We start from the raw sequence: 12,596 nt of genomic DNA, 5'->3' as shown, positions 1-12,596 counted from the left end.
TCAACCCGCGACCTAGCCCGTCCGCCCTATTCCGGCCATCCGGCCGGCCCGGGCATAGCACTTCGGGTGAATGTTCGAAGGGACCCGCAGCCGCGACGATTGGTACGAACAACCGCCGAATCCGCCATGCCCACGCTCTCCACCAGCAACCGGATGTACTTCCTGACCCTGGACGGCCAGCAGGAGGATGCGCTGCTGGTCGAGGAAATGTACGGCGAGGAAGGCGTCTCGCAGCTGTTCCAGCTGCGCCTGAAACTGCTTTCCCACGAATCGCACTTCGCGCCCGAGGCACTCATCGGCAAGAGCGCCATCCTCCGCATCGAGACCTGGGATACAAGCCACAGTGGCGGGGAGCGCCACTGGAGCGGCTACGTCTCCCGGTTCGCGGTCACGGGCAGCATTCCCGCGGCCGACAGCAACGACAGCGACGCCTTCTGCTACGAATGCGACATCGTGCCGTGGTTCTGGTTCATGACCCGGAACGAGGACTGCCGTATTTTCCAGAACCAGTCGGTCGCCGACATCATCGACACGGTGTTCGGCGAATTCGGCTACAGCGACTACAAACTGGAACTGGCGAAGACCTACCCCAAGCTCGAGTACTGCACCCAGTTCAACGAAAGCACCTATGCCTTCCTGTGCCGCCTGATCGAGCGCGAAGGAATCTATTTCTACTTCCGCCACGACGAGTCCAGCGAAGCCCGGCACATCCTCGTCTTCAGCGACAACAAGGACCACAACCCGCACCTGCAACCGTTCCAGGTACCGTTCCACCACGAAGGGCACGCAAGCGGAACGGATGCCATCAGCAGGCTGTCGTCTAGCCAGGAGGTGCGCACGCGCGCGGCCACCCTGGCCGACTGGGACTACGTGAAGCGGGCGCCGCTCAGCGAGAACACACCCACTCTGGTGACTGCAGGCAGCGAGGTCGAGCTTGAGATCTACCGCTACCCGGGCGGTTTCGCCGCGACCAGCGGCGCTGCCGACACGGCCATCGGCAAGCACCTGACCGACGTGCTGATGGAATCGCAGGAGAGCGACCACCACCTCTTCCATGGCCAGGGCCAGGTGCGCTCGCTGACCCCAGGCTACCTGTTCGAGCTGGAGAAGCACGACCTCATCGATGCCTTCAACGCCGAGTACATGGTGGTGTCCGTGCAGCACCATGCCCGCAACAACCTGATGGTCGCCGATGGCGGTGCGGAGTACAGCAACGCCTTCATCCTGCAAGCCAGGCACGCCACCTACCGGCCACGGCAGGCCACGCCGCGCGCGCGGATGCATGGGCCGCAGACCGCGATCGTGACCGGGCCCGCCGGCAACGAGGTCCATACCGACGATCTGGGCAGGATCAAGGTGCGGTTTCCCTGGGACCGCAAGGTGGCAGGCCGCAGGACCAATACCGAGGACGACAAGTCCTCGTGCTGGGTGCGGGTGGCGCAGCTTTGGGCCGGCGCCGGCTATGGCACCTTCTTCCTGCCGCGGGTCGGCATGGAGGTCGTGGTGGACTTCCTCGACGGCGATCCCGACCGGCCGCTGGTGGTCGGCTGCGTCTACAACGGCCCCAATCAGCCGCCGGTGGCTGCTGCCGATGCCACCCGCTCCACCATCAAGACGCTGTCCTCCAAGGGCGGCGGCGGCTTCAACGAACTCCGCTTCGAGGACAAGAAAGGCAGCGAGGAAATCTTCCTGCACGCGCAGAAGGACCTGCAGCTGCGCACCGGCAACTGCCGTACCGAGGCCATCGGTACCAGCGCCGACCTGACCATCGGCAAGGACCGCACCGAAAGCATCGGCGAGAACGCCCAACTCACCATCGGCCAGACGCAGACCGTTTCCGTGGGCACCAGCCGCGCGGTCACCGCAGGCCAGGATGATTACCTCACCGTTGGCGCGAACCAGCACACCAACGTCGGGATGAACATGTCGGTCACAACCGGCACCAACCACCACGTGAATGCGGGGGTCAATTCGGCACTCACCGCCGGTGTGAACATCGACCTGAAGGCCGGCGTCAACCTGGTGGCGGAAGCCGGCGTGGTGATCAGCCTCAAGGCCGGCAGCAACTCCATCGTGCTGAACCCGGCGGGCGTGTTCATCACCGGCAATCTGGTGATGATCAATTCGGGAGGAAGCCCGCTGTCCGCGCAGAAGGCACAGAAGGCGGAAAAGGCGGACAAACCGAGCAAGGCCAAGGACGCCATCCAGGGCAACGCCGGCAAGGTGTCCAACCCGGCGCAACAGCTGCAGGCACGGGCCCTGCGCAACGCCGCTGCGAGCGCCCAGCCCTTCTGCGCTGAATGCGAGGCCGCGCGCGCGGCACTGGAAGCGCTCTGATCTCCCGGCGAAGCCGGATTGCGACCTCTCTCCCCACTCCCCCATTGATCCGCATGCGCCATGTCCCTTTTTCCGCCGCTTCCGCGTAATGCTTCGATGAACACGGAATGCATCGCGCCGGAAGGGGGACCGGCCGATGGCTCGGCGGGTTCGCCCCGCGCCACTACACAAGGCGGAAACTTCTTCGTGATCGGCCAGGGACAGTACGAACAATTGCAGCAGGCGGTGTTCGGGCAGCGCCAGCGCCCGGTTTTTGCGGTACTCGACGGCGCGATCATCGACGATCTGCCGGCACGCCTCGGCAAGCACGCACCGGACGCGATGTGCCTGTTCTCCGGCGACCTCGATCCGATGCTCGCCGCGGCGGCACCCTACCTGCTGCCGCTGGCGCCGGATACAGCGGCCACCCGCCTGGCACTGCTGGAGGGGTGGAACGCGCACTGGGGAATCGTCCTGGTCGCCGACCCCGGCACCGACATCTACTCGTTGCGGGCGCATCTGCGGCGCGTGTTGCGCGTCAGCACCCCCGGCGGCGCCTCGATGCTGTTCCGCTTCTACGATCCGCGCGCTTTCCGCAGCGTCGTTCCCACCTTCGACCCCGCCCAGCGCAAGGCATTCTTCGGCCCCATCCACGGCTGCTACACCGAGGGCCGCAGCAGCGACAGCGCGCTGTATTTCGCCCGCGACGGCCTCGAGGCCCCGAACCAGCTGTCGCTGGCCGCGGCCGCCTAGGAACACCCATGCTCGAACTCGACCGCAAGCAGATGACGGCCATCGGCGAGACCCAGCTGCGAAACAACCTGGCCGACTTCCTCAACCGCCATCTTGGCGGCAAGGTGCCGCTGCAGCTGGACCAGCTGGACGCCGAGCTCGACGCGGTCATCGCCCACTGCCGCAAGGCGGGCCTGCGCAGCCAGCGCGCGGTGGCGGCCTATGCCCTGGCCTGCTCACTGTTCGGCAATGAGCGGGTTGGCAACGATCCTTCGATCATCGGCATCCTCGCCGACCGCAGCAGCCCGCAGATCGACCGCGCACTGCTGATCGAGATGTGGACGGCCGCCGCCTACAGCGACTACCGCCGTTTGCAGAGGGGCTGACATGTTCGAATCCTTGACCGAGGGCCTTTCCGGCATCGGCGCCGCCGCAGGCCAAGCCGTGCAGCAGGCACAGCAGGCCGCCGCCGGCGCCGCCCAACAGGCCGCCGGCGCCGCACAGGGCGCGATCACGGAAGCCACGACCGCTGTCGCCAATGCCACCAGCGCCGCCACGGGTGCCGCCAATGGTGCGGTGGCGCAGGCGCAGCAGGCAGCGCAGGCCGCCGCTGCGAAGGCCGGGGCAATGGCACAGGGCGCGCTGGCACAGGCCAACCAGGCCTTGGACGATGCGCGCAATGCGGCCAACGACATGACGCAGAACGCGCTGGCACAGGCCAACGCAGCGCTCACCCAGGCCCGCGAGCAGACCGGCGCCGCCGCACAGGGCGCGCTTGCGCAGGCCCAGGCTGCGGTGGACGCCGCGCAGCAGCAGGCTCAGGCCGTGGTGCAGGGCGCCCTGGAGCGGGCCAATGAAGCGCTGGACAGCGCGATGGACACTGCGGAGCAGGCTGCGCAGGCGCTGCTCGAACAGGCCATGGCCATGGTCGACAACGCCACCACGCTGGTCGAAGACGGCGTGAACAACGCGCTGTCGGCTGCCAACAACGCCATCGACCAGGCACAGGACCTGCTGCGCAACGCCGCCACCGAGGCCCTCGAGCAGGCACGCGCTGCCACACTGGATCGTGCACGCGATGCGCTTGGGCCGGTCCAGGCCGCGCTCGATGCGCTGCCCGACGCCTTCCCTAATCTGCCGGTGGAATTCCCGGCGTCCGACTGCCCCTATGTCCGCGCCCTGCGCGATGCGCTGGCGCGCCGCGCGGCACAGGCCAACAACGCCCTGGGCAATGCGGGCAACGCGCTGCAGAACGTCGCAGGCCCGTTGCTGGAGCAGGCCAACGGCATGCTGGACCAGGCCAACGCGATGGCCGGGCAGGCGCTGGCCGCCATGGACACGGCCTGTGCCGCCCTGGACCAGGCGCAGGCGCTGGCCAATGGGGCTGCCAAGTCGGCCTTGGATACCGCCAAAGGCGCAGTGCAGCAGGCGCAACAGGCGGTGCGCGATGGGGCAGGCACCGCGATCAGCCAAGCCCGCGGCGCCGTGGATTCGGCGCGCGACCAGGTGCAGCAGACGGCGCAGGGCGCCATCGACCAGGCCATGGCCGCGGTGGACTCCGCCCAGCGGCAGGCCGGTGATGCCGCCCAGCAGGCATTGAACGGCGCGCAACAGGCAGCGGCGCTGGCGCAGCAACAGGCCAACCAGGCCGCCCAGCAGACGCTTGCACAAGCCAACCAGGCCACCCAGCAGGCCCAGCAGGCGCTAACCGGCGCAGCACAGGGGGCGCTCAACACCGCGCAGAACGCCGCCCAGGAAGCGGCCGCCAGCGCCGGCGAGGCCGCACAGGCCACGATCGGCAACGCCCAGACCAGCATCGCGTCCGCATCGGCGGCCGCAGCTCGCGCGGCCAGCACCGCGGTGACCGCCGCGCAGTCCGCGATGGCGGGCGCCGGACAGGCCATCGGCAACGCCGCCAGTTCGTTGGGCAATCTGTTCGGCTGACCGGTCCCGCACCAGCAGCGGCGCCGTCCGCCGCCGGCGAACCCACATGCGGCGCTGCAGCGCCACAACGCACATGGCATCGACCGGTCGCTGCAACCACCCGCCAGCCGCGGGCAGGCCTGTACTGCGGGGCGGCGGCGAGGGGGAACAAGGGAGCGGCGGCTGGCGCGCATCCGTCCGTGGAGATCAGCCGCGCGGCGTGGCTAGGGAATCATTTCCTTGACCTGGCCCGGCACACTGACCGTGATCACGCCACCCCAGGCGCATTGGCTGGTGCAGGTGTTGTCCAACGCGGGAATGCCACCCAGCAGCACGGTCGGCGCCCCGGGCTTCCAGGGCGTGGTCACCGGAATACAGGGCTGCGGGGTCAGCACGCCCATGGCCGCAGAGGTGGCTGCCGCCACCATCGGATTGCTTGGCGTTGTGCACATCGCAAACGGCATGATGTTCTTCATCGGCACGAAGTCCATGATCGTGGCCGCCGGCATCATGCTCGACATCACCCGCTTCTCCGGCGTCACCACCAGCGCGGATGGCGCCATCCCGAACGAGCAGGTCAGGAGGGCGCCGTTGACGACATGGAGGGGCATGCGGTTGCCCGGATACCAGCGCGATCAGCCGCCGGTGGCCAGGATCTCGACGCGACGGTTTTCCGCGCCTTCCGGATCCTCGGCATTCAGCAGCTGGCTTTCGCCCTTGCCGACCGCGCGCAGCCGGGTGGTCGCGACGCCATGCTCCACCAGATAGCGGCGGACCGCGGCCGCACGACGATCCGACAGGGCCTTGTTGTAGCCGGCGGAGCCCTTGGCGTCGGTGTGGCCGATCACGGTGAAGCTGCGGTTTTCAAGCTGCGGCGACACCAGTGCCTTGGCCAGGTTGGCCATGGTCTGCTCGGAGCTGCCGGAAATCCGGTCGGAGTTGAAGTCGAAATTGATCTGCATGTTGATGGAGGCCGCCTTGGCCGGTTTGGCCACCGGTGCGGGCGCGGTGGTGGCCATGGCGGCCGCACCGGGGCGCAGCGCACGGGTCTGGCCCTGCGCCTGCTCGGTGTTCTCCGCCTTCAGGCTGTTGATGATGGAGTCCACTGCCGGCGCGCCCTGCGCGTCCTGGGCGAATGCCCCGCCGCACCCGGCCAGCAACGCCACCGCCAGCGTGCCGCGGACAATATGGATCATGCTCATTGGTGCATCCTCGTGGTTGTGCGGCCAGTGGCCGGATCGGTCACATGCGCGGCGCGCATGCCAGGCGGAGGGCGCCTGCTAGGTGGAATGAGTCTGCTACCGCCGGCCGGTGATTTCGATACACCGTTCGGCCTACTCCTACAGGGCGGGTGCCGCTGCAGCACCCGTCCTCGGCAACACCCACCACTCAGAAGTCGCCGCAGCCGTTGCGGCGCTGGCTTTCGAAACAATTGGTGAGGTTCGGCCGGGTACGCACCTTCGACCATTCCATCGCCAGCGCGTCACCTGCCGAGGCCAGCGGCTGATCATCCAGCGTTGCGTTGATGGCGCAGACCGGCGCGGTGCCGAGGTTGCGGTCGTAGACATAGGTCTCCACCGTCTCGTGGACCAGGTTGACCGGCCGGCCGTCCACGTTCGGCAACGGGATGACCTGCAACGCGGTGGCGTTGGATGGCGCCTGGGCGAACACGTAGTTCTTTGCGCTGGCGCCACCGTTGATCGCGTAGTAGCCGACCGGCGACAGCGGGCCTGCGGGGGAACTCCATACCGTGGCGGTACCGAACACGCTCTCCAGCGTGTCGCCATTGCGGAAACCGGTCACCGTGCCGCCCAGCGGCGGGTTGGGTATGCCGAGATAGCGCGTCACTGCGTCCGCGGTGAACAGCAGGGTCGCCGGAGTGATGGTCAGGACGCCGGGCAGGATCTGGATCCGGTAGCCCGCGTTCGAGGTGAAACTACCCAGGATCGGGTACTGCCCGACATCGCTGCCGGTCCCTGCGGTGGTGCTCGGCGCGCCGCTGACCACGTTCGCCAGCAGGTCTCCCAGCACCGCGCCGGAAACCGTGTAAGTGAAGCCGGGATTGGCCAGACCGTATTCGCGCGACCAGCTGTCCACGGTGATGGTGGCGGTGGGCTGCTGGACATAGATGAAGTGGTTGTCGCCGCTGGCGACGGTGACACCACAGGCGCCCAGGTAGGCGCAGTTGTACAGGTTGGGCAGGTCGCCGCTGCCCCCCAGGCCTCCGCGGTTTTCGCCCTCCCACGTACTGGCCCAGATCCGCCAGTCGCCGCTGGCGGAGAGTCCGGCATTCGCCGGGTTCTGCAACCGGCCGGCGATCACCAGATCGATGTTGGTCGCGGCCATCCCCGCACCCAGGGTCAGGTCGCCCGCGAGATTGCGGATCTGGATATCGCCGCCGGCGTTGATGCCGCTGCTGCCCTCGCCCGACATCGCGCCACCCGCGGCATCGAAGCCGCTGGCCGCCACGCTGCCGACGGCCAGATCGGTGGCGTCCTGGAACTGGAAGTCGCCGCCGGCCTGCCCGGCCAGGGTGGTGCTGGCGACGTCGTTCTGCGCCAGCCCCAGCAGCACGTCACCGCCGGCCTGCGCCAGCAGGCTGTGCGCGCGGATCGGCGCGGAGGCGGTCTGCACGATGCTGCCGCCGCTGAGCAGGGCCAGTGTCCCGCCGCCGACATCCACGCCGGCCTGCAGGGTGATACCACCGCTGCCACCCTGGTTCTGCAAAGTCAGGTTGCCATTGCGGACGGTGCTCTGGGCTACCAGGATCGCACCGGCATGCTGGCGGCTGCCGATGACCAGCTCCGGTGCGTCGATCATCGCCAGCTCGGCGGCATCCAGCGCGAATCCGCTGCCACTTCCCAGAAGGATGCCATCGGCGATGCGATCGTAGGCCAGCCCGTTCAGGTCCACGCCCCCCGGCCGCAGGTTGACACCGGCCCCGGCGCGGATCGCACCACCGATGCGGACCGCATCGCTGCTGCCATCGTTGCCGGCGCGCAGCACGACCATCCCGCTGCCGGCACCCAGCAACGTGTTCGGGCCCAGTTCGACGCCGGCGCCGCTACCACCCTCTCCCGCCAGCGTGATCCCGCCGCTGGCGGTGGCGATACTCACGCCATTGCCGATCACCAGCCCGCTTGCATTGGCTGCCGTCCCGCGTCCGCGCAGGTCGAGCTGGCCGCTGTCGGTGGCCAGCGTCACGCCCCCGTCAAGCAGCAGGCCATTGTCGAAGCCCACGCCGGCTACGCTGATGTCGCCCGAGGTGGTGGTCAGGCTGCTCTCGGTGGAGAACGCGATGCTGGTGCCGGCAGCGGACAGGCCCGTCACGCTGATATCGCCGACGCCCGCCAGCACCGGCAACTGCGACAGCGTGACGCCCACTGCCGATGCCCCCGAGGCGCTGCCGAAAATGTCGATCGCCCCGCCGGCACTGTCGATGGTGGTCGTGCCGTAACCGTTACCTACCAACACGGAGCCGCCGGTTGCACCCACGCCGGACAGGAAAATGTCGCCGCCGGCGCTGAGGATGCCGCCCGCGTAGCCAGCCTGGAACACCAGACCCACCGCCTGCGCGCTGATGCCGTCCAGCGACACGCGCCCGCCACCGCTGTCGATCGAGCCGAACAGGTCCACGCCGTTGCCGGCGCCACCCTCGCCATACACGACGATGTCGCCACCGCCACTATCGAGATTGGCATAGGACACGGACACCCCGGTACCACCGCCGCGCCCGTCCAGGAAAATATCGCCGCCGCTTGTGGTCAGCGCGTAAGGCGACAGTACGATGCCGTCGCCGCTGCCGGTGGCCAGTCCGCGGATGTCGATGCCACCCGCACCGGCCTGGAGCAAGCCGGTGGCGATGCGTACGCCGCTCACCAGCTGGGCACCTTCGCCGACGATGCGAACACCGCCGCTGCCGACATCCAGGCTGCCGCCGGTTACCAGTACGCCGGCGTCATCGGAGCCGGCATCGGCACCGGTGGAAGCACCCCGCAGCAGCAGGTTGCCGCCTCCGGTGGACAGGTCGACCGCATCCAGGCGGATGCCGCTGGCATAGCTGCTGGCAAACCCGTTGGAGGTGTCGGACTGGCCGTACATCAGGATGCTGCCGCCGTTGCTGTCCAGGCTTGCGTTGCCGAAGGAGATGCCGGCGAACCCTGTACTGGTCCCCGCGTCATCGGCGTTGAAGCGCATGTCCAGCCGGCCACCCTGTCCTGCGATGGAAAAACCCGTGCCGCCGATGCTGCCGTTGGCGTTGATCGCGAACAGCAGGTTCAGCCCGCTGTCGGTCTGGATCTGGGCATCGTCGATATAGACGTCGCTTGCGGAACGCAGCACCACGCTGGTGCCGTTGGACAGCGCATGGTTGATCTCGGCGTCCTGCAGATAGGTGCCGCCGACCGCGCTGTCCAGCTCGCCGGCCTCGCTGCCACTGATCACCGTCACGTAGGGGGCGGACATGGTCCAGGTGCCGGCGGCACCGGGCGATCCCGCTTCGACCCGCAAGCCGCGCAGATCAAAAGCGTCGGCCAGGGTGGATGTATTGACGATGCCCCCTGCGCTGGTACCGGTGGCCGACAGCAATCCGAAAAGCGACAGTCCGCTGCTACCCGACACCTCGATGCGGCCACCCGCCCCGGCACTGCCGTTGGCACTGATCTGCGCCCGTGCGCCGAGCTCGGTGGTGCCACCCACCAGCGAAACCCGCCCACCCCGCCCGCCTGCGCCGTCGGCCAGGATCGAGGACAGCGAGAAGACCTGCGCCAGGTTGGTCGCCACGATGTCCACCACGCCGCCATTCACCGCGCCGGAGGCATTGATGAGACTGCCTGCCGACCCCGGATCTGTAGGGTTCTCCGGCGTGGCGTCGTTGTTGTACATCACGAAATCGCTTGCCCGCACCAGCACGGTGCCGCCATTGGCGCCGGCCTGACCGGAGACGTCCAGCTCGCCGGTGAACGCGTCAGCCGATGGCGACCAGTAGCCCAGCGACACCAGACCATCGGTGGTCAGTTCGATGCGGCCATTCCTGCTGACGAGGCTCTGCGCGCGCAGCGTGCCGACGTTGAGGATGTCGCCACCGCCGAGCGATGACGCCGCCGTGCGCATCAGGATCTGGCCACCATCGGCATTGATAGTGCCGCTGTTGACCAGCGTCGGAAGCACCGGACCCGGGCAGGGGAAGGACGGACAGGCTATCGACCCGGGCCTGGCGATGCCGGGGCCTTGAATGGTCAGCATGGTCAGGCCGTCGCCCTCGAAGTCCAGGGTCACGTTTTCCGCCGAGCCGAACACAACGCTGCCACCGGGGGCAGTGATGGTGCCCTGGTTGAAGACCTGGCGTCCGATCAGCGCCACCGTGCCGCCGGCCGCCGTGGTGATGTCAGCCCCCGGGTCCAGCGTGACGGTCTGGGAGTCCACGTCGGTCATCGGCTCGAACTGGTAGCTGCCGCTGGCCACGCCGGCATCGAAGTTCGCGTTGCTGATGTCCATGGTCGAGGCCACCAGCGCGCCCACGTTCACCTGCGAGCCGCCGCCGAAGGTGATCCCGGCCGGATTGATGATGAACACGCTGCCGTTGGCGCTCAGGCTGCCGTCGATGGTAGACGCGCCGGCACCGTAGCCGTAGCCCACCACCCGGTTCAGGGTCACGCTGGAGGCACCGAACTGCTGGTCGAAGGTGACGCCGTAGCCTGTGCCGATGCTGAAGCTGCCCCAGTCGATGATGGCGCCTTTGCTGGTCTGGGTGATGGTCAGCTGCGAGCCGCTGGGCGGCGCGATCGACGCCGCTCCCGATACCACGCTGCCGCTGTCCGGCAGGCTCTGCGCGAGCGCCGGCGGCATCGCCATCGCGCCCGCCAGGGCGATCGCCAAACGGCGGCGGCGCAGGATCCTTTGCTGCAAGCAGCTGGTCTTGTTCATGCCCATTGCCCTTCTCCCTCAGAACGCCTTCTGGATCGACCAGTACACCCGCGGATTACGGTCGCCGCCGTCGGTGACGCCGGCGGCGGTGTCACGCCAGGCCACGCTCAGGTTGACGGTGACGTTGCCCGGCTTGCTCCAGTTGAAGCCCAGGCCATGGCCGCGCAGGTTGCGCGACAGATCGCCATCGAACGGCCGCGGGTCGTGGAACTGGTCGCCGCGGGCGGCATCGATGAACGCGAACAGGGTCATCTCAGGGCGCAGTGCGAAGCGGAACTCCATCGTCGCCAGCCAGCCGTCGTCCACCAGCACCTCGCCGGTGGCATAGGCGCGCACCGCCTTCGGTCCGCCCAGTGAGAGCTTTTCGTAGGTGTCGAGGTTCTTGCTGGCGCGCTGCATTCCGCCGCCCACGAACAGGCTTAACTTCGGTGCCAGGTACTGCAGGCGTGCGAACTGCAGCGAGAACTTGCTGAAGCTGCCCTCGGTGCCGTAGCCGAACGGCGGGCGATCGAACAGCTCGCCCATCGCATCGCGGATGTCCAGCCGGCCGTGGTAGGCCTGCGCGTTCAGGCTGGTATAGCCACCACCGGCCCAGCGGTCGCGGCGTTCCAGCGACAGGCCCAGGGTGGCGCCGTGGATGCGCTTGCGGGTCCGGAAACCCACCGCCTCGAAACGGTCGGTCAGACGCTTGTCGTCGAAGCCGCCGCGCAGGAACAGATTGGTGCCGCGCTGGCGGATCAGCGGATAGCTGAAGGACAAGTCCGCCACTTCGCCGACGCCGGTGGGCTGGAGGGCCGCAAACGGCCCGCCCAACTCGTACTGCACCCGCGCGAGGCCGCCGCCGAGACGCAGTCCGCTGTAGCCCACCGGGCTTTCGTAGGAAATCCGCCCGAACGCCGTATGCATGCCTTCGGCGGCCATCACCCGCAGGTCGAGGTTGTCGCCCCGCTCGAACGGGCTGGCCCAGCGCAGGCTGCCGGTCAAGCGCAGGCGACCGGAATCGCGGGTGCCGAAATTGTCCAGCTCGAGGCCATAGTTGACCCGATCGCGGGCGCCCACCTGCACCGTCAGATCCGACGCGCCGGAAGCGGCACCCACGGTGATGGCCGACTGCGGCTTGATCCCCGGCAGGTCCGACAGCAGCAGCATCGCGCGCTCGTAATCGCGGTTGTTGAGCGGCTTGCCCGGGGTGAGGATCGCCAGCGTCTTGGCCACCCGCTCCTGCTGGATCGGCGCAGCGGGGGCGATGTCGATGCTGACTTGGCCCAGCGCGCCTTCCACCACGTTCAGCCGCACCCGGCCATCCACCACTTCCTGCACCGGCACGAAGACCTGCACCAGGGCATAGCCATGGGCGCGATAGACCGCCGCGGCCTTCGCCGCCAGTTGCTCCAGGTCCTGCAGGGTCACCTGCTGGCCGATGCGATCAGCCACCGCCGCCTGCAGTTCCGACTCCGGCACCCCGCTCACGCCGACGAACTCCACCGCCTGCAGCACGAAGCTCGCGTGTGCCTGCGCGGCCATCTGTGGTTCCGGCAATGCCTGCGCCTGCTGTGGCGGCGCGGACTGACCTGTCGCAGCCGCCTCGTCCGCTGCCTGGGCCAGCGGCGCGCAGGCCAGCAGCAACGCTGCCGCCAGCAGATTGCGCCGCTGCGCGATGCGGAAATCCATTCTCATCGTCGCCTGTCCTCCTGCCGCCG

The 12,596-nt window shown here is 68.2% G+C and carries 8 protein-coding genes; 4 read left to right on the top strand and 4 right to left on the bottom strand.

Annotated elements, in window-relative coordinates; translation table 11 throughout:
- Positions 1 to 126 precede the first annotated feature (126 nt).
- The 4 genes from tssI to ICG51_RS12750 all read left to right on the top strand — a co-directional run bounded on the left by tssI (position 127) and on the right by ICG51_RS12750 (position 4,992).
- On the top strand, positions 127 to 2,337 hold the full coding sequence (tssI, locus tag ICG51_RS12765; protein WP_190280715.1) for a type VI secretion system tip protein TssI/VgrG: 2,211 nt from the start codon (positions 127 to 129) through the stop codon (positions 2,335 to 2,337).
- A gap of 96 nt (positions 2,338 to 2,433) precedes the next feature.
- Positions 2,434 to 3,069 (top strand): DUF4123 domain-containing protein, encoded by a 636-nt coding sequence (locus ICG51_RS12760; protein ID WP_190280714.1) that lies wholly within the window; start codon positions 2,434 to 2,436, stop codon positions 3,067 to 3,069.
- Positions 3,070 to 3,077: 8 nt separating this feature from the next.
- A complete protein-coding gene (locus ICG51_RS12755) occupies positions 3,078 to 3,434 on the top strand; it encodes a hypothetical protein (RefSeq protein WP_190280713.1) in 357 nt (118 codons plus the stop codon).
- 1 nt (position 3,435) lies between these two features.
- Entirely contained in the window at positions 3,436 to 4,992 is a 1,557-nt protein-coding gene (locus ICG51_RS12750; RefSeq protein WP_190280712.1) for a hypothetical protein, read from the top strand.
- A gap of 203 nt (positions 4,993 to 5,195) precedes the next feature.
- Here the strand turns inward: ICG51_RS12750 and ICG51_RS12745 are convergent, their stop codons facing one another.
- The 4 genes from ICG51_RS12745 to ICG51_RS12730 form a co-directional block, all read right to left on the bottom strand.
- Complete coding sequence (locus ICG51_RS12745; RefSeq protein ID WP_190280711.1) at positions 5,196 to 5,582, bottom strand: DUF4280 domain-containing protein; 387 nt, start codon at positions 5,580 to 5,582, stop codon at positions 5,196 to 5,198.
- 24 nt (positions 5,583 to 5,606) lie between these two features.
- Positions 5,607 to 6,173: an OmpA family protein gene (locus ICG51_RS12740; protein ID WP_190280710.1), complete on the bottom strand. Its 567-nt coding sequence runs from the start codon at positions 6,171 to 6,173 to the stop codon at positions 5,607 to 5,609.
- A 187-nt stretch (positions 6,174 to 6,360) separates the two neighbouring features.
- Positions 6,361 to 10,896, bottom strand: coding sequence for an MBG domain-containing protein (locus ICG51_RS12735; RefSeq protein ID WP_190280709.1), 4,536 nt, complete (start codon positions 10,894 to 10,896; stop codon positions 6,361 to 6,363).
- Between the two features lie 18 nt (positions 10,897 to 10,914).
- A complete protein-coding gene (locus ICG51_RS12730) occupies positions 10,915 to 12,573 on the bottom strand; it encodes a ShlB/FhaC/HecB family hemolysin secretion/activation protein (protein WP_190280708.1) in 1,659 nt (552 codons plus the stop codon).
- Between the last annotated feature and the right edge of the window lie 23 nt (positions 12,574 to 12,596).

It is taken from the genome of Thermomonas sp. XSG, assembly GCF_014678725.1.
Lineage (GTDB): Bacteria > Pseudomonadota > Gammaproteobacteria > Xanthomonadales > Xanthomonadaceae > Thermomonas.
This window is presented reverse-complemented; position numbering and strand designations above follow the sequence as displayed.